The organism is Thermococcus sp. (assembly GCF_015521605.1).
In the GTDB taxonomy this organism is placed as follows: Archaea; Methanobacteriota_B; Thermococci; order Thermococcales; family Thermococcaceae; genus Thermococcus.
In genome coordinates this window covers 1-20,515 of record NZ_WANV01000011.1, presented here as the reverse complement: position 1 = coordinate 20,515, position 20,515 = coordinate 1, and the positions used below count along the sequence as shown (strand labels likewise).

General features: G+C 54.2%; 22 protein-coding genes. 9 read left to right on the top strand and 13 right to left on the bottom strand.

What is annotated here, in order from left to right:
- Positions 1-25: 25 nt before the first annotated feature.
- The 4 genes from F7C11_RS01835 to F7C11_RS01820 all read right to left on the bottom strand — a co-directional run bounded on the left by F7C11_RS01835 (position 26) and on the right by F7C11_RS01820 (position 3,716).
- Positions 26-544: a cell division protein gene (locus F7C11_RS01835; RefSeq protein ID WP_297090367.1), complete on the bottom strand. Its 519-nt coding sequence runs from the start codon at positions 542-544 to the stop codon at positions 26-28.
- Between the two features lie 4 nt (positions 545-548).
- Positions 549-2,300 carry an OPT family oligopeptide transporter gene (locus tag F7C11_RS01830; protein WP_297090365.1) on the bottom strand — a complete coding sequence of 584 codons (1,752 nt, stop codon included), beginning with the start codon at positions 2,298-2,300 and terminating at the stop codon, positions 549-551.
- A gap of 348 nt (positions 2,301-2,648) precedes the next feature.
- Complete coding sequence (locus F7C11_RS01825; RefSeq protein WP_297090363.1) at positions 2,649-2,993, bottom strand: hypothetical protein; 345 nt, start codon at positions 2,991-2,993, stop codon at positions 2,649-2,651.
- A gap of 45 nt (positions 2,994-3,038) precedes the next feature.
- The gene (locus tag F7C11_RS01820) at positions 3,039-3,716 is read right to left on the bottom strand and encodes a fumarylacetoacetate hydrolase family protein (RefSeq protein ID WP_297090451.1); all 678 of its coding nucleotides are present in this window, start codon (positions 3,714-3,716) and stop codon (positions 3,039-3,041) included.
- A 90-nt stretch (positions 3,717-3,806) separates the two neighbouring features.
- Here F7C11_RS01820 and F7C11_RS01815 point away from each other — a divergent pair, with 90 nt between their 5' ends.
- Complete coding sequence (locus F7C11_RS01815) at positions 3,807-4,769, top strand: hypothetical protein (protein ID WP_297090449.1); 963 nt, start codon at positions 3,807-3,809, stop codon at positions 4,767-4,769.
- Positions 4,770-4,772: 3 nt separating this feature from the next.
- Here F7C11_RS01815 and F7C11_RS01810 read toward each other — a convergent pair whose 3' ends face one another.
- Together F7C11_RS01810 and F7C11_RS01805 are read right to left on the bottom strand one after the other, a co-directional pair.
- Positions 4,773-6,521, bottom strand: coding sequence for a M1 family aminopeptidase (locus tag F7C11_RS01810; RefSeq protein WP_297090361.1), 1,749 nt, complete (start codon positions 6,519-6,521; stop codon positions 4,773-4,775).
- A 131-nt stretch (positions 6,522-6,652) separates the two neighbouring features.
- Positions 6,653-7,759 carry a hypothetical protein gene (locus F7C11_RS01805; RefSeq protein WP_297070526.1) on the bottom strand — a complete coding sequence of 369 codons (1,107 nt, stop codon included), beginning with the start codon at positions 7,757-7,759 and terminating at the stop codon, positions 6,653-6,655.
- A 116-nt stretch (positions 7,760-7,875) separates the two neighbouring features.
- On the opposite strand from F7C11_RS01805, the gene F7C11_RS01800 reads away from it, so the two are divergent.
- Positions 7,876-8,118: a hypothetical protein gene (locus F7C11_RS01800; RefSeq protein ID WP_297090358.1), complete on the top strand. Its 243-nt coding sequence runs from the start codon at positions 7,876-7,878 to the stop codon at positions 8,116-8,118.
- 63 nt (positions 8,119-8,181) lie between these two features.
- Here the strand turns inward: F7C11_RS01800 and F7C11_RS01795 are convergent, their stop codons facing one another.
- Positions 8,182-9,336, bottom strand: coding sequence for a tryptophan--tRNA ligase (locus F7C11_RS01795; protein WP_297090356.1), 1,155 nt, complete (start codon positions 9,334-9,336; stop codon positions 8,182-8,184).
- Between the two features lie 254 nt (positions 9,337-9,590).
- Here F7C11_RS01795 and F7C11_RS01790 point away from each other — a divergent pair, with 254 nt between their 5' ends.
- Positions 9,591-9,743: a hypothetical protein gene (locus F7C11_RS01790; RefSeq protein WP_297090354.1), complete on the top strand. Its 153-nt coding sequence runs from the start codon at positions 9,591-9,593 to the stop codon at positions 9,741-9,743.
- 11 nt (positions 9,744-9,754) lie between these two features.
- Here the strand turns inward: F7C11_RS01790 and F7C11_RS01785 are convergent, their stop codons facing one another.
- Positions 9,755-11,167: an acetate--CoA ligase family protein gene (locus F7C11_RS01785; RefSeq protein ID WP_297090447.1), complete on the bottom strand. Its 1,413-nt coding sequence runs from the start codon at positions 11,165-11,167 to the stop codon at positions 9,755-9,757.
- A 202-nt stretch (positions 11,168-11,369) separates the two neighbouring features.
- On the opposite strand from F7C11_RS01785, the gene F7C11_RS01780 reads away from it, so the two are divergent.
- The 5 genes from F7C11_RS01780 (at position 11,370) to F7C11_RS01760 (ending at position 15,716) form a co-directional block, all read left to right on the top strand.
- Positions 11,370-11,945, top strand: coding sequence for a winged helix-turn-helix domain-containing protein (locus tag F7C11_RS01780; RefSeq protein WP_297090445.1), 576 nt, complete (start codon positions 11,370-11,372; stop codon positions 11,943-11,945).
- Positions 11,946-11,969: 24 nt separating this feature from the next.
- The gene (locus tag F7C11_RS01775; protein ID WP_014788876.1) at positions 11,970-12,275 is read left to right on the top strand and encodes a DUF211 domain-containing protein; all 306 of its coding nucleotides are present in this window, start codon (positions 11,970-11,972) and stop codon (positions 12,273-12,275) included.
- Position 12,276: 1 nt separating this feature from the next.
- On the top strand, positions 12,277-12,834 hold the full coding sequence (locus tag F7C11_RS01770) for a transcriptional regulator (RefSeq protein ID WP_297090351.1): 558 nt from the start codon (positions 12,277-12,279) through the stop codon (positions 12,832-12,834).
- A gap of 145 nt (positions 12,835-12,979) precedes the next feature.
- Positions 12,980-14,353 (top strand): alpha-amylase, encoded by a 1,374-nt coding sequence (locus F7C11_RS01765; RefSeq protein ID WP_297090349.1) that lies wholly within the window; start codon positions 12,980-12,982, stop codon positions 14,351-14,353.
- A gap of 187 nt (positions 14,354-14,540) precedes the next feature.
- Positions 14,541-15,716: a hypothetical protein gene (locus F7C11_RS01760; RefSeq protein ID WP_297090347.1), complete on the top strand. Its 1,176-nt coding sequence runs from the start codon at positions 14,541-14,543 to the stop codon at positions 15,714-15,716.
- Here the strand turns inward: F7C11_RS01760 and F7C11_RS01755 are convergent, their stop codons facing one another.
- The 4 genes from F7C11_RS01755 to F7C11_RS01740 all read right to left on the bottom strand — a co-directional run bounded on the left by F7C11_RS01755 (position 15,717) and on the right by F7C11_RS01740 (position 18,510).
- The gene (locus F7C11_RS01755) at positions 15,717-17,159 is read right to left on the bottom strand and encodes an NAD(P)H-hydrate dehydratase (RefSeq protein WP_297090444.1); all 1,443 of its coding nucleotides are present in this window, start codon (positions 17,157-17,159) and stop codon (positions 15,717-15,719) included.
- 32 nt (positions 17,160-17,191) lie between these two features.
- On the bottom strand, positions 17,192-17,581 hold the full coding sequence (locus F7C11_RS01750) for a hypothetical protein (RefSeq protein WP_297090345.1): 390 nt from the start codon (positions 17,579-17,581) through the stop codon (positions 17,192-17,194).
- Between the two features lie 44 nt (positions 17,582-17,625).
- Positions 17,626-17,883 carry a hypothetical protein gene (locus F7C11_RS01745; protein WP_297090343.1) on the bottom strand — a complete coding sequence of 86 codons (258 nt, stop codon included), beginning with the start codon at positions 17,881-17,883 and terminating at the stop codon, positions 17,626-17,628.
- A gap of 75 nt (positions 17,884-17,958) precedes the next feature.
- Complete coding sequence (locus F7C11_RS01740; RefSeq protein WP_297090442.1) at positions 17,959-18,510, bottom strand: [protein ADP-ribosylglutamate] hydrolase; 552 nt, start codon at positions 18,508-18,510, stop codon at positions 17,959-17,961.
- A gap of 137 nt (positions 18,511-18,647) precedes the next feature.
- Between F7C11_RS01740 and F7C11_RS01735 the strand changes: the two genes are divergently transcribed.
- On the top strand, positions 18,648-19,472 hold the full coding sequence (locus F7C11_RS01735) for a hypothetical protein (RefSeq protein WP_297090341.1): 825 nt from the start codon (positions 18,648-18,650) through the stop codon (positions 19,470-19,472).
- On the opposite strand, the gene F7C11_RS01730 is transcribed toward F7C11_RS01735, so the two are convergent.
- Positions 19,469-20,515: amidohydrolase family protein (locus tag F7C11_RS01730; RefSeq protein ID WP_297090339.1), on the bottom strand; the 1,047-nt coding region annotated here is incomplete at its 5' end. The genes F7C11_RS01735 and F7C11_RS01730 overlap by 4 nt on opposite strands.

The following is a 20,515-nucleotide window of genomic DNA, read 5'->3' as shown; positions in this document are numbered from 1 at the left end:
AATCCAAGGGAAGAAAAAACAGGGCTCAGACCCTCAGGGCCTTAACTGCACTGAGGGTCTCTTTGAGGTCTTCATAGCCGTAGCGGAGGTATTTCCTTCCCTCTTCTTCGTAACCGTCGGCGAAGGCGCTCCAGGCCCTGTTGAGGGCCCTCTCGCCCCTGCTGAAGATGCTCATGATCTTTCCGTAGGTCATGAGGCCTTCAATGCGGAGCGGCTGGGCCTTCTCGGCGAACTCGTCGAGCTCCTCAAGTATCTTGGTGAGCTCGGCGTGGGCCTTCTCAGCCGGGGCGTCGAGGACCTTCTCAAGCCTGGCCAAGGCGTCGCCAAGGAGCCTCTCAAGCTCCCTGACTCCACCGGTTCCGCTCTCGGCGGCCCTGTGGAGCTCCTCCCTCGCACCCTGTCTCCTGAGGAGTATTCCCGCTCCCATCACCACGAGGGAAGCTGCTAAACCGCCCCACATTGGCGGTATCCTGGCGGCGGTTATTGAACCAGCTATGAGTCCGGCTGTGAGGAGGACGTTTCCGATGAGCTTCTTCATTTCCATCACCTCACGGGTGGAGCACTCCGAGCACTGTGAGAACCGCGAAGAGAAGGGTCATCGCGGCCTCACCGACCATCAGCCCCGCTGCCACTGGGAGGACCTTCTCGGTTATGAACTCGCTGCCCTTCTTCCTCTTGGCTATCTCATGGACGATACAGCCAAGTCCGTAGGGCAGGATGTAGAGCATCGGCAGGTACATCGACAGGCCGACGAGGACGCCGAGTCCCGGTATTCCGCTCATCGAGAGGGCGAAGCCGAGGATTCCGCCGGCGATGAACTTGTCCACCGGGACGTTGCCGCCGAGAATGGCCTCAACCATGGACTTGAGGGCCATCGCCTGCGGTGCCGGGACGGCCTCATTTCCTATGCCGTAGGCCTTCCAGATGAGGCCGACGACGGTGAGGGCTATTATCGGGCCGAGCCAGGCGGTGAGGAGCTCGACCTTCTGCTGTCTTGAGGGAATACCGCCGACGAGGTGGCCGGTCTTGAGGTCCTGCATCATGTCCGCTGCACCGGATATGGCGACGCCGACGGTGGCTCCGAGGAGTATGGTCAGCGGCACCTGCTTCCCCGTGAGGTAGAGGAGTATCATGACCGACACGAGGGAGAGGCCGGAAACCGGGCTCCAGTCGGTCATTCCGGTGGACATTGCCACGAGCAGCGAGGCGACGAATATCCAGGCGACACCGACGAGGGCTGTGAGCAGGCTCCTGCCGATGCCGAGGTTGCCGAGCCTGTAGGTGGTGGCCAGAAGAAGGAGGAAGGCCAAAGCTATTCCCGCGTAGAGGTACTTGATCGGGAGCTCCTCGTTCCTGCCGGTTCCGAGCTTGCTCGCGTTGGCTATGCTCCTGAGGGCGACTATGATGACCGGCATCGAGAGTATGAGGCCGGCTATCGAACCGCCGAGGAGCATACCGATGCCGAGGGGCCTGGTCATGTTGGCGTAGACGAAGCCGCTGATCGCGCCGCCGGTCACGTCGCTCGGGAGCCAGCCGAGGCTCTTGACTATCGGGGTTATGATGTAGTAGGAGAGTATTCCACCGGCGAGGACTATGAGGCCGTTCCTTCCGGTGATGAGGCCCATACCGAAGACCATCAGCGAGAGGGCCATGGCGAGGCTGACCCAGTCGGGGAGGTGGAGCATCGCGCCGAGGTCAACGTACTCCGGGATGACCTCCGGGAGGCCGAGCACCGGGAACTGCTGGATCAGGTAGACGGCCGCGCTGACGGCCATGCCGAGGAAGAGCAGCCTGGCCTTCTCGATTCCGCTTCCCGGGGTCTTGAGGACGGTGGCAACTGCCGTACCGGTCGGGAAGCGAAGCCTGTCTATCTCGATCATCTGCTTCCTCAGGGGGATGATGAAGGTGATTCCCAGTATCGCCCCGGCCGCGGTGGCGAGGAAGAAGTAGGTCGTGTTTATCTCCTGGTGCAGGCCCATGATGTAGAGCGCCGGTATGGTGAAGATGACTCCCGAGACAGATATGTTGACTGCCGAAGCTATGGTCTGGACGATGTTGTTCTCGACGACGGTTCCCTTCTTGAGGATTCCCCTCAGCACACCCCAGCCGACGATGGCCGCTATGGCCGAACCGCCGGAGGTGAAGCCCATTATCATCCCAGCGTAGGTGAAGCTGGCCGCCATAAAGGCGCCCCAGATGACACCGAGGATTACCGCAGCGGGAGTTATTTCGCGGTAGGTCTCGTCCGAATCCTTACGCTTCCAGGTCGCTTCTCCAAGCTTCCAGTTGGCGTCCGCCATCTCCCAACCTCCTGTACGGTTATGAGCATTCATGTCCACGTGCCTGCAGGACGTGCAATCCTTAGATATCGCCCTTTTCCAAAATATAAAGTTTTTCAGACCTGCAAAGGTCAAGAAAGCGAAGATAAAACCAGGAACGGGTCAAAAGAGACTCTTATGCCGTTTTTAGTATCAGCATGAATAAAAGTTCATCAGTAAGATGAACAGGTGAACACTAACGCACATTACGACATTGAAGTCTCGAAGGGCATTTGCCTGGCAGTTTAAGGGTTCGAACGATTGTCAATGGAAGTTGGAAAACCTGAACAAATTTGGAGAAAGGGGGAGGAAAAACGAATGAAGCCGCCATCAGCGACCCCGGATCTCGATGTCAAGAACCGCCTTCCCGTCACCGGAATTTCTGATGATGACTTTCCACTTTCCCTCCGGGAGCTCAACGGCGGTGTCAACTTTCTTCACCATCCCAAAGTCCTTCAGGACGCCGTTATCCCCGGCTATCCTGACCTCAATGGGGACATCTGAGGTTATCTTAACCGTCAGGTTCACGGGGCCGGAAAATGGGTACACCAGTTCGCTTCCTGGGGAGAGTGTCTGTCCCCTGGAGTAAACGAAGTTCCCGCCCTTCAAACAGCCGGCCGAGAACACCGCCGCAGCAACCAGAACGAGGAGGAGGGGAGCGAAACGCCTCCGCATCGTACCACCCACAGAAGTCACAGAAAAAGAACTTAAAAAAGTTTCTCAGCAGAGTATTGACTCCTCGGCCAGAACGTCCTCTTCAAGCTTCCCTATGCCCTCTATCCAGGCCTCCACCCTATCACCGTGCCTCAGCGGGCCAACCCCCGGGGGGGTTCCGGTCGCTATTATGTCACCCGGTTCGAGGGTCATTATTCCCGAGACGTACTCGATTATCTCCGGGATTTTGAATATCATCTCGCTTGTCCTTGCGAGCTGTCTAACCTCTCCATTGACCCTGAGGCCGAGTTCAAGGTCATCGATGTTTAACTCGCGCCTGTCAACGACCCTCGGGCCGACCGGGGCGAAGGTGTCGAAGCCCTTCGAGACAGTCCATGGAAGGCCCCTCCGCTTGGCCTCCCACTGCAGGTCTCTGGCCGTTACGTCCAGCAGAATCGTGTAGCCGAGGACGTAGTCCATAGCCTTCTCGGCCGGAACCCGCTTTGCGCGCTTTCCGATTATCACCGCCAGCTCGACCTCGTGGTGAACCTCCCTGCTCTTTCTCGGGAGGATTATGGCCTCGTTTGGACCTATGAGCGAACTCGGCGGTTTGAGGAATATCACAGGCTCCTTCGGCACCTCATGCCCGAGTTCCTTCGCGTGCTCGGCGTAGTTTCTTCCAAGACAGACTATCTTGCTGGGCCTCAGCTCATAAAAACCGTCGCGGAACGGAAGGCGAACCATCTCCAACACCGGTGAGGGTTGGGGTTCGGGGGTTATAAAACGCTCGCAAAGGATAATAACCATGACGCCGAAGTTTCACCGGTGAACCCGATGAGAGTCGTCGTCCTGAAGGAGAGGGGAAGCACGGTTGCGCTGGCCGTCCTGGGAATCTTTACGGTACTGTTCATGGCGATTCTCGCCTTTGTGCTCGTCAGCGTATCGGAGGGCAGGCTGCTGATCACGGCGTTCTTTGCGTTCTTCCTGCTGATAATGTTCTCCGGAATTTACGTGCTGATGAAAAAGCGGAGGGAGTACAGGCGTGCCGAGAGCTTTGCAGGCCTATCCGGCTTTTCCGGCTCGGAGGTCACTTTTCCAGAGGAGCTTGAGTTCGAGGTCGGAACACTGGAAATGAGGGGCTACTGGGTCGGGAGCGGAAGGAACAGGAGCTACCACGTGGAGAGGAAGTTCATCTCCAAGGAGAAGAAGAGGGCTCCACGGGCTCCCTTCATGGACTCACCGTTCAAGGTGGCCGTTTCCCCAGACGGAACCGGCTTCGTAAAGGCTCCCGCCGTGAGAATAATCGACGAGCTTTACAAGAACATAATGTTGCTTTTCTTTACCGACGAGGGTGAGGTCAGGGGGAGCGGCACGGTAACCGTTGCCACGGAGAGCGACTCCGCCCAGGTGAACTATCGTGGAGAGGGGAAGTTCATAGCCGGAACGGTTTACTCCACCCTCACAAAGGCTAGGCGCGTAAAGGTGGCCCTTACTTCGAAGGGCTTTGAGTACGAGAAGGTCGTCGGAAAGGGCGGGAGCTTCGAGTTCCGCGAGAGAATGCTCCCGGAGGAGAAGGTAACGATGGTATGCTCTTACCTCACGGTAACGCCGAAGATGGTCGCTGAGTCCCTCGGCGGAGGAACGATACTCCTCGGCCACAGTGAGTTCATAATCAGGGGCATCCTGGACATAAGGCTGAGACCAGACGTTAGAGCAGAGGAGACGTTCAGAGTAGAGCTGAAAGGAGAAGAGACCGGGGAAGAAAAGGAGTTCGAGGGGGAGTGGGGCGTGTTTTAGCCCCTAATTGACCTCCACCTCTATCCCATCGACCTCGAACTTCCGGTTTACGTTGGCTATCCACTCATTCGGGTCAATTACTATCATCACCGGCTTTGCCTCCAGCGTAATATCTGCGCTTCCAAGACCATTCTCCACCCTGACGGTCATGTCCACGAACTTGGCATTCTCCGTAACCACTCTAACCTGAACGGGCATCGTGAAGTTGCTCCTGTCAACGAGTTTAAAGACGAGCCTGTACGAACCACTCTCGTTGGTCACGGTAAGGTTCTCAACGGTGTAGTCCGGTAGCAACGTTGAGTTGAACCATTCGCTGAAGAACCAGTCGAGGTCTTCCCCAGAAACGTTCTCAAAAATCCCCTCAAGATCGGTCAAGCCACACTCTGTCCCATGGCACCGTATTAGGGCCTCGTGAAGTCCTCTATAGAACGTTTCGTCGCCGAGGACGAACTGGAGGGAACGGAGGGTAAATGCTCCTTTAGTGTACAGCACCGTGGATACGTTGCGATTCCTCAAATCCAGCAGGTTCTCTGACATGGCATCGTGGATCGAGATCGACCTCCCATATTCGACGACGAACTTTTCATTTAGCTCCAGGTACGTATTAAAGCGAGCAGGTATGATACGCCTCATGGCAAGGGACTGCAGGTAGGAGGCAAAACCTTCGTTGAAATACTTGAAATCCGCGTATCCAGCGAACCAGATATGGGCGAGCTCGTGCGGTATGGAACCGGTTCTCTTGCGGACGATGAGCTCGATGCCACGCCTCTCACCTATGACGACCGAGTTGGTGCCGTGTATCATAAAGGAGCCCATGAAGTCGGGGTTAACCGCTAGATGTATGTCGCCAAAGGGCCTGAGTCCAGTGACATTGACGTAGGTTTCAACGGATAATTTTATGATATCCTCCAAGTACTCCCAGTAGCGTGGGCTGTACTGTCCATTGGGGATATAAACAGTCACGTTGATGCCCGCCGCGGGGACTTTCTTGACGACCACCGGGCCGTCGTTGATGAAGGAGCCAAAGAGGAGTTGAAGGAGATTTTCACCGCTCAGCGTTCCAGAACCGTTGAAGGCCCCAAAGCCAGGCACCACAAGGGTGTATCCCTCGGGCAGGGAGTACGTCATGTTGAGGCCCACCGGCTCGGCCCCAATATCCCACCATGTGAGGGGCGAACCCGCGTATTGCTCAGGTAGGTCGAGAAAGACCGGGTATTTCAGCGAGTACTTTATCTCTCCACGGAGGTCTTTCCTCGATGAATTGAAGCGTATCTCATAGACCGTTAAATAGCTCCGTGTTATCGGACGGCCAAAAGCCTCTTCAAAGAAAATCCTGCCCCCGCTGAGGCGGGAGAGGTCAACGGGAACGCCCTCAATCGTCAGGTTGAGCCTCAGAACATCAGGGTCGTCGGGAACGCCGGTGAGGGCAAGATAGATGACGTTCTCCGAGACGTTTGAAAGAACAAAGTCGTAACGGCCCCTGATCGTGCTCCCGTCGTACTCGATGGTGAGGTTACCCCGCTGGATCGCGGTGGGGGAGTAGATGTTATCGAGGAGCGGACCGCCCTCGTCCATGCTCAGGTTTTCTACGATTGGGTTTTCAGGGTAGATTATAGAGAAATCCGGGGATTCCTCTGGAGTTCCGGTCGTCAATGGACTGGAAGATGCCGTGTCCGTCTGGGAAGTGCCCCCAAGACAGCCGCTCACGAGAACCACGATGATAAGAAGGAGCGCCAAAGAGCCCTTCCTCATTTTTACGCACCAGTAAAAGTTAAACCTCCAGGAGTATAAAAAGGTTTTGATGGAGGATTAAAAATCCGACCCACTCTCTTCATCACCCCAATAGAAGAACGCCCGAGGGGGTAAAATGGAATTAGAGACAGTCACTTTACCCGTTTCTCAAAAACTTTTATCACCCATTCCCTTTCACTTACAAGTGGTGGATTTTTCGAGAATTCAACCACGAAACGAGAAGTATCACCTATTTTCTCCGTTCTCGTGGAAAGATAGAACTTACAGCACTCTTCAAACCCCATAGACTTCAGGAGTTCTCCCATAGCTGATGAAACAGATCTAACTTGAATAAGCTTCACCTCAGGGTATTTTTTAGGGAGCTCTTGAACCAGTGTCTCAAAAGCAGTAGCAACCTTCTCATCATCGTCTTTTGTCAAAAATGGATTTGGGGACAGATCAAAGATAATAAGCCGAGAATCTTGGACGAAGTACCTAACGCCCAGGATATAATTCGAAAGCTTTGGAATGCCACCGTCGCCATAGTGAATACTGGCACACCTGAATTCGTTTCCGCCGTAAAAAATCTCTAAAAGTTTGTTTTCTATCTCCGTTTTGGCCTTCCTTCGAGCCACGTATTCCACCCATCGGGCGTTCTCAAAGAAGCTACATGAATTACCCTCAAGTGCAATGAAAAATTCTCCGCCAGGATACTCTTCATTTAGCAGTCTAAGCTCTTGGTCGTGCCTCAGTGAGAACACAGCCCCATATAGGGGAATGGCATAATCTAGGAAAGTTTTCCAATCAAACTTTCCCAAGAAGCCTGTAATTCCCTCAATCCAGTCGATACCGAGAAGAACGAGATAAGGGCAGAACTTATAGGGGAGCTCTGAAAATTCAAACTCCTGCTCTTTGGAATCAGCGAGGTGTTTCAACGCATTAAGTTTCTCACGTAACGAGTGAAACTCCTTCCAGCACCGGATAATCGCCTGAGCCTTTTCAGGATTCAATATAAGCTTGTATGGCTTTTTCCTCCTACCCGTTCGAGGAGAAGCTCTGTCTTCGGGATGCTTGGCCAAAATCTTCAGGCGCACAAGTTCATTCAGAATTCTTCGAACAGACTCTTCTCGTACGTCAAAATCGAACTCCCTTTTAAGTTCTTTGGTGACGTTATATATGGTGAGCTCATCCCCACGTTCTGCCAGTTCTATTATCTTCTCGGCAACTTTGAACCTATCAATCTTCGCTGGCCGTCCCATAAACTGTCCCCGAGTATCTGTCAGGATATTCACAAAAAAGCGTTTTCTTTTGAGAATACTCACTTATAAAGTAAAACGTCGAATGTTAAATTGAAAATCTGAAGGGGGCGATCCCAATGGGAAGAAAAGGTTCCAAGCCCATGACCTGGGACGCAGCAAGGAGGATACAGAGCGCCGTCGACAGCGGGAGGGCAGTCTCTGCCGACGAGGGGTTCAAGAGCAGGGCCATGAGCGCCGCCGCGAGGAACTCGAAGAACGACGAGAAAGACTTTGAGGATTTCGTGGTCGACTTAATTTTAGAAGCACAGGACGATGGGACGGATGTAGATGACATTTTTGATATAGGCAACTGGTTTTAATTATTTGAGTTATTTGTTGCTCATTTTTATTTTTGTTTAAAAAGACAAGAGGTAAAAGTGTAATTATTCTTTCAGCGCCTCCGGGATGCTCTTCTCCCACTGCTCCCTCGCCAGCTCACCGGTGTACTTGAACTTCTCGACCTGCTTCTCGGCCTCCTTGCGCTTCTTCTGGTGCTCGGTGAGGAAGTCCTGAACCTTTTCTATGAGATAGCGCTTGCACTGGCCGCAGAGGAGCTCGCCGTTTTTACAGGCGTGGTAGCGCTCCATGAGCTTCTTGTCGTCGGGCTCGAAGAATATCTCCAGCCACTTGAACACCACACACTTCTCGGGTTCACCGCCCTTCTCGCGCTGCTCTCTGGCGGTTGCCCTCCCGCCGGTCAGGGCGTACTTCCATATCTTCCTGCCCGCCTCCTCGGGGTCGTCGGTGAGATAGATGGCCGTCTCAGGCTTGCTGGCACTCATCTTACCCTCAAGGCCCATAAGCCCGGGCACGAACTTGCTGTGGATCGCGGCGGTCTTGTAGTAGCCCAAACTTTCCGCGAAGTCCCTCTGGAGCCTCCAGTAGGGGTCCTGGTCTATTGCAGCCGGGATAAGGCAGCGCTTCTTCTCGAAGAAGGTCGGGGCGGCCTGTATCGCCGGGTAGAATATCATTCCTATCTTGCTCTGGTCGGTGAAGCCGAAAACCGCGCGAGCCATCGAGTAGTTTATCTTCTTGGCTATCGGGATGGCCATCTCGTATATCTTCGTGAACTCGCTGTCCTGGAAGATGAACGTCCTGTCCGGGTCGAAGCCGACGGCTATGATGTCGAGGATGTTGTCGTAGGCCCAGCGCTTGGTGTCGTCGAAGGTGAGCTTTTCCTTGAAGAGGAACTTCTCGTCGTCGGTTATTTGGACGTAGAGGTTGACCCCGAACTTCTCCTGGAGCCACTTGGTGGCGAAGAACGGGATGATGTGGCCTATGTGCATCGGGCCGCTCGGGCCCCTGCCGGTGTAGAGGAAGAAGCCCTTTCCGGCCTCGTAATCCGCTAAAACCTTGTCGTAGTCCCTGTGGGAGAAGAAAAACCTCCTCCTGAAGTAGATGGGCAGTTCACTCTTCGTTAGTTCTGAGGTTTTCTCTATCAGCTCGTCCGTGAGGGGGCTGGTTCCAAACTCCTCTATCAGCTTCGCGTAGTCAACTACACCCTCAACGTCCCATGGGGTGACCTTAAAGTCGTCCATTCAAAACACCTCCATTTCCAGTGGAAACGAAACTCATGGCTAAGCCGGGGCAGAAGAGCGGGGTTTCACCAAGGCCAAAAACGACCACCGCGCATGGGAAGAGAAATGTAAGAAGGGGATTTAAAGTTTTCCATTATTGCAAAAACTATAATCATGATTTATATAATCGTGCTTAGAGAATTTATGAAAAGGCGGAAAGAACTACTGGGAGACTCCAGAAGAATTCTGAACCTCCTTGAAAAAAGGCCGAACTTGTGGGACTCAGGGACTACGAAAAACACTTTGGGATAGTCGCGAAGAGGATAGAAGGGAAGGGAGAGCTCGAGTTGGCGTTTGACCTGAGGGATTTTGAAGCTCTCCTGCTTGGCGAGGGAACAGGCAAAGGGAGGGAGAATGCCGAAGGCTGAAAGAAAGACCATCAAAGCCGCCCGTTCTCCCTCAGCCATTCACCGTAGCGGACGAGGGCGTAGACAGCATCGACGCCGTCCTCGACCGTCTCGTAGACGGGAACACCGGCTTCCTTCTCTATTCTCCTGGCCATCCTGTGCGGGTAGTCTCCACCCGGAGCGACAAAGACTATCGGCTTGCCGTACTCCCTCATTCTCCCCATCGCCTCGACGATTCCCTCGTCCAGAGCCGGGCTCTGGAAGAGCGCTATGACGACGAGAACGTCAACGTTCGGATCTTCGAGTGTGTAGCGCATGGCCAGCTCATAGCGGCTCGACGGGGCGTCGCCGATTATGTCAACGGGATTCTTGTAGCTCATGTGCTCGGGAAGCTCCCTCTTCTCTATAGCCCCCCTGAACTTCTCGTTGGTCTCCTCGCTCAGTTCCGCGAGCTTCATGCCGCGCTCAAGCAGGCCGTCGCTCATCATGACTCCGGCTCCACCGCCGTTGGTGACTATCGCCACGCGGTTGCCCTTGGCCGGCTTCTGCATCGCCAGGGCCTTGGCGTAGTTGAAGAGCTGGCGCATGCTCTTGGCGCCGAGAACGCCCGTCTGCTCAAAGGCAGCCTCGTATATCTTGAATGACCCGGCGAGTGAACCGGTGTGGCTCGCGGCGGCCTTTGCCCCGGCCTCGGTCCTTCCGGCCTTGAGGATTATGATGGGCTTCTCAAGGGTGACCTGCCTGGCGATGTTGAAGAACTTCCTTCCGTCCTTGACGCCCTCGATGTAGCCGGTTATGACGCCGGTCTTCTCGTCCTGGCCGAGGTATGCTATGAAGTCGCTCTCATCGAGGTCGGCCATGTTGCCGAGGCTGATGAACTTGCTCATGCCTATCTCGTGGTTGGCCGCCCAGTCGAGAATGGCGGCTCCAAAAGCACCGCTTTGACTCATGAAGGCTATCTTTCCAGCGGGCGGCCTTGCCTGCCTCTCCGGCGGGTTGAAGTTGCAGTCGAAGCCGTTCTCAAGGTTGGTGACGCCGAGACAGTTGGGGCCGACGAGCCTGATGCCCCACTTCCTGGCCCTCTTAACGAGTTCCTCCTCAAGGTCGGCCCTTCCGGCCTCCTTGAAGCCAGCAGAGATCACGACGGCACCCTTAACCCCTTTCTCACCGCACTCGTCGATAACATCTGGAACAAACCTGGCAGGAACCGCTATGACCGCGACATCGACCTCATCCGGTATCTCCTTAATGCTCCTGTAAACCGGGAACTTCTTTCCGTTGACCTCGACTTCGCCACCCTTGACGTTGACGGCGTAGACCTTCCCATCGAATTTGAGCGTTATCGAGCGCATTATCGAGTTTCCTATCTTCCCGGGGACGTTTGACGCCCCAATGACAGCGACGCTCCTTGGATAAAACAGGAAATCGAGCTTTGGAGCCTCCATCTTGTCCACCTCCGAAGGTTTTTCGGGAGACCATATTTAAGCCTTCCTCCACAGATGGGTACATCCGGGAAGACTGGATATTTTGTCCAGCACGTGTTCTAAGGGGGCATGGAGTTTACGTATATAAACCTACCGGGAAGCAAAAGGGTTATATGCCATAACGTTCAAAAAACCATTAGAACGTTTAAATTGGGTGGTGGAAATGGCGAAGGTGAAGGTCATAACAGACCCGGAGGTCATAAAGCTGATGCTTGAGGACACAAGGAGGAAGATCCTCGGACTGCTCCGCAACAAGGAGATGACCATCTCCCAGCTCAGCGAGATACTGGGGAAGACGCCCCAGACGATATACCACCACATCGAGAAGCTCAAGGAAGCCGGCTTAGTCGAGGTCAAGAGGACGGAGATGAAGGGCAACCTCGTGGAGAAGTACTACGGAAGAACGGCCGATGCATTCTACATCAACATGTACCTCGGAGACGAGGAGCTCCGCTACTTCGCCCGCTCAAGGCTCAAGATAAAGCTGGAGATATTCAAGGCCCTCGGCTATGAGTTCGACGGTGAGGAGCTGCTTGATGTTATGGACAGCCTCCTGGCAAAGGAGCACGAGTACAAAACAGAGATATCCAAGGAGATAGAGGCCAACGAGGAGGCCCTCAAGGACTTCTCTAACGAGGACATCATTCACGCCATTGAGTGGCTCGCCATGGCGAGGATGGGGCGCGATGATGAGACTCTTGCGCTCCTGAGAAGGCTGGGAGAAATACTTAAAAAATGATGCAGAAAGGAGAAGCGATGGGATATGGCGAAGGGGATACGACTTCTAGTGCTGGACGTGCTTAAGCCGCACCAGCCCATGGTGACGGAGCTGGCACTCGGACTCAGCGAGCTTGAGGGCGTTGACGGCGTCAACATAACCCTGGTGGAAATAGACAAGGAAACGGAGAACGTCAAGATAACGATGGTCGGGGACAACCTCGACTACGACGAGATAGTCAGGACCATCGAGGAGTTCGGCGGGGTCGTTCACAGCATAGACATGGTCGCGGCCGGAAAGAAGATAGTTGAGGAGGGTGAAACTCCCCAGGACAAGCTGGAGGAGTATTGAGTTGAGGGAAGTTCTGATTATCACTGAACCGGAAAAGGTCAAGGTTCTCTCCGAGGAGACACGCTTTAAAATTCTTCAACTGCTCAGAGATCGCCCCATGACTATCAACGAACTCAGCGACGCCATAGGGAAGGACAGGACGACCATATACCGGCATGTGAAGATGCTCGAAGCCGCCGGCTTAGTGGAAGAGCTGGAAATCCACGGGAACGAGAGAGTCTACGGAAGGGCAGCCAGGATATTCCTCATAAAAGCGGATCCCGATGAGCGCATCGAAGAGTTCAGACAGGCTTACCTCCAGGTGGAGGCAGAAAAGCTGGTGCAGATTTTGGAAAAGGCGGGATTCAGGATAGAGGACAGGGAGACACTCAAGAAACTGGCGAAGGAAGTTCTAAACGAGATAGAGCTCAACTCTCAGCCAATAATCAAGAGGATATCCCAGGCCGACGTTGACCTCACGGAGATAGAGCTCTTCCACCTCCTCAACATGCTGGTCTTCCTCCAGAGCTGCGAGCTCTGTGAAAAGGCCAAGAAAGTGAAAAAATTGGTTGGATTCTAACTTTTTTACTCCCTTAATATGAAACATGACGTTTCGTTTTTGGCTCTGATTATGATGAACAATTACGCTCTTCAATGTACATTAACGATAAAGCTTAAATATTTCACCATCGGTGATATATTATGACCACCCGGTGGTGATTGCCATGGCCAGGAAAGTGTTGGTTGCACTTCTCGTACTTCTGGTGGTTCTCAGCGTCTCGGCAGTTCCTGCAAAGGCGGAAACCCTTGAGAACGGCGGCGTCATAATGCAGGCCTTCTACTGGGACGTCCCAGGGGGCGGAATCTGGTGGGACACCATAGCCCAGAAGATACCCGACTGGGCGAGCGCCGGAATCTCGGCGATATGGATTCCCCCCGCGAGCAAGGGCATGAGCGGCGGCTATTCGATGGGCTACGACCCCTACGATTACTTCGACCTCGGTGAGTACTATCAGAAAGGAACCGTTGAGACCCGCTTCGGCTCTAAACAGGAGCTTGTGAACATGATAAACACTGCCCACGCCTACGACATGAAGGTGATAGCGGACATAGTCATCAACCACCGCGCCGGCGGCGACCTGGAGTGGAACCCCTTCGTGAACGACTACACTTGGACGGACTTCTCAAAGGTCGCATCGGGCAAGTACACCGCCAACTACCTCGACTTCCATCCCAACGAGCTGCACGCAGGCGATTCCGGAACCTTTGGAGGCTACCCGGATATCTGCCACGACAAGAGCTGGGACCAGTACTGGCTCTGGGCCAGCCAGGAGAGCTACGCCGCCTACCTGAGAAGCATAGGGGTTGACGCCTGGCGCTTCGACTACGTCAAGGGCTACGCTCCCTGGGTCGTCAAGGACTGGCTGAACTGGTGGGGAGGCTGGGCCGTCGGCGAGTACTGGGACACCAACGTCGACGCCCTCCTCAACTGGGCCTACTCCAGCGGTGCCAAGGTCTTCGACTTCCTGCTCTACTACAAGATGGACGAGGCCTTCGATAACAACAACATCCCGGCCCTCGTGGATGCGCTCAGGTACGGCCAGACCGTCGTTTCACGCGATCCCTTCAAGGCGGTGACGTTTGTAGCCAACCACGACACCGACATAATCTGGAACAAGTATCCAGCCTACGCCTTCATCCTCACCTACGAGGGTCAGCCGACGATATTCTACCGCGACTACGAGGAGTGGCTCAACAAGGATAAACTCAAGAACCTCATATGGATACACGACAACCTCGCGGGAGGGAGCACCGACATAGTCTACTACGATAACGATGAGCTCATCTTCGTCAGGAACGGCTACGGGAGCAAGCCGGGCCTTATAACCTACATCAACCTCGGGAACAGCTGGGCTGGCAGATGGATCTACGTTCCGAAATTCGCGGGCTCGTGCATCCACGAGTACACCGGCAACCTCGGCGGATGGGTCGACAAGTGGGTGGACTCAAGCGGCTGGGTCTATCTTGAGGCACCCCCGCACGACCCGGCCAACGGCTATTACGGCTATTCCGTCTGGAGCTACTGCGGCGTCGGGTGACGCCTTTTCTTTCAAATTTCCGTGTCAAATCCCTTCAGCAAAACTGGCACTTTTCTCCCGCATGAGAATCACAAACTCCAATAACCCAACCACTAGATCACCATAACATTTAAATGCTCCCAAAACATACGACGGGCAGGCTTAGCATTAATACTCACATCGATTTAAATTCATCAGGGGATTAGAAATGAACAAACGGCTCGTCTTTATCTTCATCATCATGACTTTCGTCGTTTTGCTCGCCCCACCAACCAAAGCGGACAAGGTAACCATGGATATGCACTGCATACCAAACCCCGTTGAACCAGATAACGCCGTGATTTGTGATATAAACCTAAAACTCTCCAATCCAAACGACACGGCCACCCTTAAACTCGAGAAGGTGTACCTTGATAACAAAGAGATATGGCCCGAAGGGCCACCTCCGGGAACCGTAACCGTGCCGTCCCCCTCACTCGATCTTAATCCCCACAACGTGGAAGGGTCGATAACCATAACTCTCACGTTCAATCATGAAATGGCCGATCACTATTTTGGAAGGCCAGTGATAGGGAACTACCTAGACAAATTTGGGGGCAGGGAATACTTAATCACCGTGAAGATCGACGGCGTGTCCAGTCCCATTTCAACCCAAGTAACTATTAAAGAAGATATATGGGCCCCCATCAGAGAAGTACTGCTGTATCTGCTGTTCCTTGCAATCTATTTGGGTATAGTAAACATACTCTCCAAGGGAGATACTATCCACGGGCCTCTAGTTTTGATTACATTTTCAGGACTTGTAGGGGTTTGCATAGCAAGAATTGGAAGCGGCCTCCAGTGGGATTTAAAGTACGGATATTGGCCTCCAGATATTCCCTCGCTCATTCTCTTGATCCCAATCGCGGCAATTCACGTTTTTGCTTACAAAGGAGATCAAAAGACTTGGAAACCAATTTCAACGGCCCTACTGTGGTCCCTCATGATAACAGCGACAAAATACGGATCCAACAGCGATGTAGTTGTTGTAGTGCTCTCATTAACCCTGTGGGTGGTGATGGAGCTGGTAGATATTACAAGTAGGGGAGCAGATGCAGGTAAAAAGACCCTAATCTCGTTGATTATCGCCCCATACACGGTACCAATCTCTTATTATCTCTTGATGAGAGTTTCAGAATTTACATTCTGGATAATCTCCCTTCTCATTCTTGCCGTCGGGAAGTTGCTGGTAACAAATGTGGCCTACTCTCCCAGAGAAAAAGAGCACCTGGTATTGATGTACCCAGCCATGATCGTGCTGTTTACGGTGAGTCATTCACTGTACTCGCTGGCCTACAGTGTCCCCCTGCTTGGGATAACCCTTCTCCTCTGGAAGGTGGAATAATCAGAACTCCACCACCCACCTGACCGCGTGAGGGACTTTTTTGGCCACCTCCAGTGCGGTGAAGTTCTCCCCGAGTTCCTCCTTCACCATGTCCCCTGCCAAACCGTTCAGGAATGCCCCAACGGAAGCGGATCTTAACGGTTCGTTGCCGAGGGCGAGCAGAGCACCAACGAGGCCGGCCAAAACGTCCCCGGTCCCACCGGTCGTCATGCCCCTGTTCCCCGTCCTGTTGTACTTCCATGTTTTTCCGTCGCTGATGATGTCGTATGCTCCCTTAAGGAGTATCACGCCACCTATTTTCTGCGCCTTTTGCATCACGAGTTCGGCCTTCTCAGTGAGTGAACCCGCTGACTTCACGCCGAAGAGGAGCTTGAATTCGCCGGCGTGGGGGGTTAAAACGAAGGTCTTGCCCTTTAGAACGCTTAAATCCTCGGCCACCGCCTTTAGACCGTCGGCGTCTATGACAAGCGGCTTCTCACAGCGTTTCACGAACTCCCGTACAAAAGCCTTTGTTTCCTCCCTGGGGCCGATTCCCGGGCCGATGACGACGGCATCGACCTTTTCCGCGAGCCTTAAGAGTTCTGGGACGTGTTCCGGCGCGAGGTTCCTTTCCCCCACAGGACGGAGGATTAAATCGGGGTCGCTTATCCTCCTCGCTGAATACTCGGGCATCGCCAGATAAACGAGGTCCACCAGATAGGAAGCGGCCTTCGATGCCAAGTATGGCGCCCCGAAGTAGTCCTCGCTACCACCGATTACGAGCAGCTTCCCGTTCTGCCCCTTGTGCTCCCCTCTCTTCCTCAGCGCGAACTTGGCATCGCCCGGCCCGACAAGGTAGTAGAGCTCCTTCGGATAGCCTATCTTGGCTATTACCCTCTCGAAGCCCCCGTACTCCTCCTTGTCCCACTGGAAGGTTACGGCAAAATCCGCTCTGACGTGAACCGCAGACGGATAGCCGCTCGGCAGGTCGACACTGACTATCTTAGCCTTTCCGGCGTACTCGTTTATCTTCTCTATCGCGGAGCGTATCGGTTCGCGCGGCTCGCCTTTAGTTCCGGCTCCGAGGAGGGCATCGACGATGACGTCGTAAGCGCTCAGGTCAAGGGGCTCTATGTAGGCGGAATCCTTGAGAACCCTGATCTTCACGAAATCGAGAGCCTTGAGTATATCCCAGTTGTGTCTCGCTTCCTCACTCCTTATCTTCGCCTCATCGCCGACGAGGAAGAGCGTAACGTCGTTCTCGAAGCTGAGGTGCCTAGCAACGACGAAGCCGTCGCCGCCGTTGTTGCCGGTGCCGGAGAAGACCGCTACCTTCAACCCTTTGCCGAAGCGTTCTTCAATGGTTCGAGCGACGCCGGCCCCGGCGTTCTCCATGAGCTGGTAAGGTGAAATCCCGAGCCACTTGGCGTTGATGTCCCAGATGTAGACGTCCTCGATTCTCATGAGCACCACCGGAGAAATTTCAAACTCAAAGGTTAAGGGGTTTTCCATGGGCGATGTGAGGTTAGGACGAGGAGCAGGCCAGCGGGGGCCGTGATGTACCCCATCAGGGGCAAGAGGAGAATCCCACTTTCTCCGCTCTCAACTGCCGCGTAGGGGAACTCAAAAACGATGGCGGCCATAAAATAGGTGAGAATTAGACCGAAGGGGAACTGCCCTCGTCTGAGGGCAACCACGAGGTAAGCCTCAATGATGCCCATGATTAAGGGGTAGCACAGGACAACGATTCTGGGGAAATGCAACATGAGAGGGGCGTTGTAGAAGAGCACCATGCCGAGAACCGGGTCGAGGAGCGTGACGAAGCGAAAGCCCAGCCGGAACAGTAGGAGTAAAGGCAGCCATAGGGGAGGTTCATTTGTTCTCATTTCTGCCGTCGGAGGAGTTTTAAGCCCGGAGATGCCAGCACCCCCTACTCTCCCTTCTCCCTCGACGAAACGTACCACAGGAGGGCGAAGAAGAGCACCGAGACGGAGAAGACCATCACGAGCATGTCTGCGCTGTAGATGGGCGGAGTTTGATGGAGGAAACTCGAACCGCAGAGGCCCTGGGCACACGCCACCTTTCGAATCGCGTAGTAGAGCACCAGAAATCCGGACACGAAGAACACGGTAAACCAAAGAAAGAGAATTCTCACGAGTTCCTTAAGTTCCCCGCAGGACATTGGCATTCCCAATATATCTAACGCCCCGAGGTTATATAATTTTCCATGATGGTGCGTGTTAAGTCAAAAGGGAAACGGCCCTCAGGCCGAACCCACAGCCCCCAGAGCGGCTCTGTAGGCATCCTCGGAGTATAGCACCAGATAAACCTTCTCCACGCTCCTCGCTTTCTTCCCGAACTCCTCAACGACCTCCTTGAAAGTCCTCACGACTTCCTCAAGCGGGCAGCCGTAGATGCCGGCACTTATGGCCGGGAAGGCTATCGTTTTGACGCCGAGCTCTTCCGCTTTTCTCAGGGCCCCGAGAATGGCCTTCCTGAGCTTCTCTTTCTTGCCCCCGTCCCAGACGCCACCGCAGTAGGGTCCAACGGTGTGTATGACGTGCTTAATCCCAAACTTCTCAAGCCTTAATGCCGGCGTTACAACGACCTCGCCGTGCTCGATGTAGTCCTTTCCGAGCTGCTCGCGCATTTCCTCCTTGCTTATCCGAATGTACTCCCTCACATCTCCAGCCGCTGCTTTCGCTATCGCGTAGGCGACACCGCCGCCGTGTTCGAGGTACTTATTGGCCGCGTTCACTATGGCCTCGGCCGGGAAGCGGGTTATGTCACCGCGGACGATCTCGAAGGAGACCATCGGACTCACCGTTTCTGGGATTACTCAGGAGGGATTTAACCCTTGCGCGATTCGTTACTATGATTTACCCTACTGCAGATACAACTTCCAACAGTAACATTTAAAAAGGCCCGGACAAACCCCATTGGGGTGATTCCATGGACGCATTCAATGCCATTGGAACAGCCTTCAGAACCATATCCGAAGAAAATAAAATCTGGCGGGTTCCAGTAGTCCTGACTGGAATCTCGATGGCCGTACTCACGGTTCTAGGTATCGGTGACGATGCTGAACTAATCGCGTACAGGCCCGATGTCGCGTGGGAAATAGCGATTCCACTAGTCCTGCTGGCACTGCTACTACGAATCCCAACGTTCTATTACCCAACGATGGCATACAAACACAGATTCAACGGAGAGGACATCAACGAGGGGAAACTCCTCAGGGAATCGTTCATCGGAGGTCTAAAGGTCATTCTGATTTCAATAGTCTATGGACTCTTGGCAGGCTTCATAGCACTTCTCCTGCTCATCCCGGCGATCTTTCTCTACCTGATTCTACCGGAACCGGTAAGCTACGTAGTCGCGGCGATACCAGCGATACCCGCGGTTCTGTTTGTACTCGGCCTCATAGCAATGATGGTTCCCGCCTACATCTGGACTGAAGACTTCAGCGCGGGGATGGACATCATAGGGGCGGCATGGGATGAGAAAAAGGAGACGATGGTCTACGGTTTTCTGCTGATGCTCTCAGTTGTTGGAATCGTCGCGGCGGCCGGCGGGATCGTCCTGATGATATCGTGGATGGGGGGAGGAGCCATCACAGCACTTGTCATTGGGTTCATAGACGGTGCCCTGAGCGAACTTGCAAACACCTTGGCAAACGTTTCAGGGGCGGAGATGTTTGTGAGACTGACCGGACGGCTTACATGGAGAAAAAGAGACGAGGTAAGTGTTGACCCCGACCTGCTGGCCAGCCTCTAAGCCAGCTTCTCTATAGTTTTTTCAGCATCAGCAAGGATTTTCTCCTCGTCGAGCGTGAGAACCTCGCGGTCGAGCATGAGGATTTTTCCGTCCACGATAGTTGTCTCGACGTCGTTTCCGCTGGCAGAGTAGACTAGGTGGCTTATCACGTTGTTCACCGGCCGAAGGTGGGGCCTGTTGAAGTCTATTATGGCAACGTCCGCCAGATAGCCCTCCTTTATCACTCCAGCCTTGATTCCCAGTGCCCTTGCACCGTTTACTGTGGCCATCCTGAAGACCGTCTTGGCATCCGCCACCGTCGGGTCGAGGTTGTGAACCTTGTGGAGCAGAGCGGCCAGCTTCATCTCGTCGAGCATGTCGAGGTTGTTGTTGCTCGCCGCCCCGTCCGTGCCAAGGCCGACGTTAACTCCGGCATTCAGGAGCCTCTGAAGGGGCATCACCCCGCTCGCAAGCTTCATATTGCTTGCCGGGTTGTGGGCCACCGTGATGCCGTGCCTCGCGAGGATCTGTATGTCCCTACTGTCGAGCCAGACGCCGTGGGCTATTATGACGTCGCTCCCGAAGAAGCCGATTTCATCGAGGAGAACGACCGGGCTTTTCCCGTAGCGCTCGCTTATCTGGCCTATCTCCACCATTGTCTCGCTCACGTGGATGGTTATCAGCTTCCCGTGCTCGTTCGCCAGCTTCCTTACCTCCCTGAGCAGGGCTATCGAGCAGGTGTAAGGTGCGTGCGGCCCAAAGACGAAGTGAACCCTGTCAGAGTTAAGGCCCTCTATGAACTCCATCGTGCGGAGGGCCTCCTTTATTTCCTTCTCGGTCTTCTCAGGGTCGCCGAGGTCTATCATACCGTAGGAGAGGTAACCGCGAAGGCCAGACTCAAGAACAACCTCGGCAACGCCGTCCATGAAGAAGTACATGTCGAGGAACGTCCCGGTTCCGGACTTTATCATCTCCAGCGCGCCGAGGTAGGCCCCGACCTTGGTGTATTCGCGGGTTAGCTTCGCCTCCCTCGGCCATATGTGGTTCTGGAGCCAGTCCATGAG

Bases quoted from the DNA above. Each gene is read 5' to 3' on its own strand.
- F7C11_RS01835 (WP_297090367.1), bottom strand. From the start codon at position 544: ATGGAAATGAAGAAGCTCATCGGAAACGTCCTCCTCACAGCCGGACTC.
- F7C11_RS01830 (WP_297090365.1), bottom strand. From the start codon at position 2,300: ATGGCGGACGCCAACTGGAAGCTTGGAGAAGCGACCTGGAAGCGTAAG.
- F7C11_RS01825 (WP_297090363.1), bottom strand. From the start codon at position 2,993: ATGCGGAGGCGTTTCGCTCCCCTCCTCCTCGTTCTGGTTGCTGCGGCG.
- F7C11_RS01820 (WP_297090451.1), bottom strand. From the start codon at position 3,716: ATGGTTCGCCTTCCGTTCCGCGACGGTTTTTATGAGCTGAGGCCCAGC.
- F7C11_RS01815 (WP_297090449.1), top strand. From the start codon at position 3,807: ATGAGAGTCGTCGTCCTGAAGGAGAGGGGAAGCACGGTTGCGCTGGCC.
- F7C11_RS01810 (WP_297090361.1), bottom strand. From the start codon at position 6,521: ATGAGGAAGGGCTCTTTGGCGCTCCTTCTTATCATCGTGGTTCTCGTG.
- F7C11_RS01805 (WP_297070526.1), bottom strand. From the start codon at position 7,759: ATGGGACGGCCAGCGAAGATTGATAGGTTCAAAGTTGCCGAGAAGATA.
- F7C11_RS01800 (WP_297090358.1), top strand. From the start codon at position 7,876: ATGGGAAGAAAAGGTTCCAAGCCCATGACCTGGGACGCAGCAAGGAGG.
- F7C11_RS01795 (WP_297090356.1), bottom strand. From the start codon at position 9,336: ATGGACGACTTTAAGGTCACCCCATGGGACGTTGAGGGTGTAGTTGAC.
- F7C11_RS01785 (WP_297090447.1), bottom strand. From the start codon at position 11,167: ATGGAGGCTCCAAAGCTCGATTTCCTGTTTTATCCAAGGAGCGTCGCT.
- F7C11_RS01780 (WP_297090445.1), top strand. From the start codon at position 11,370: ATGGCGAAGGTGAAGGTCATAACAGACCCGGAGGTCATAAAGCTGATG.
- F7C11_RS01775 (WP_014788876.1), top strand. From the start codon at position 11,970: ATGGCGAAGGGGATACGACTTCTAGTGCTGGACGTGCTTAAGCCGCAC.
- F7C11_RS01765 (WP_297090349.1), top strand. From the start codon at position 12,980: ATGGCCAGGAAAGTGTTGGTTGCACTTCTCGTACTTCTGGTGGTTCTC.
- F7C11_RS01760 (WP_297090347.1), top strand. From the start codon at position 14,541: ATGAACAAACGGCTCGTCTTTATCTTCATCATCATGACTTTCGTCGTT.
- F7C11_RS01755 (WP_297090444.1), bottom strand. From the start codon at position 17,159: ATGAGAATCGAGGACGTCTACATCTGGGACATCAACGCCAAGTGGCTC.
- F7C11_RS01750 (WP_297090345.1), bottom strand. From the start codon at position 17,581: ATGAGAACAAATGAACCTCCCCTATGGCTGCCTTTACTCCTACTGTTC.
- F7C11_RS01745 (WP_297090343.1), bottom strand. From the start codon at position 17,883: ATGCCAATGTCCTGCGGGGAACTTAAGGAACTCGTGAGAATTCTCTTT.
- F7C11_RS01740 (WP_297090442.1), bottom strand. From the start codon at position 18,510: ATGGTCTCCTTCGAGATCGTCCGCGGTGACATAACCCGCTTCCCGGCC.
- F7C11_RS01735 (WP_297090341.1), top strand. From the start codon at position 18,648: ATGGACGCATTCAATGCCATTGGAACAGCCTTCAGAACCATATCCGAA.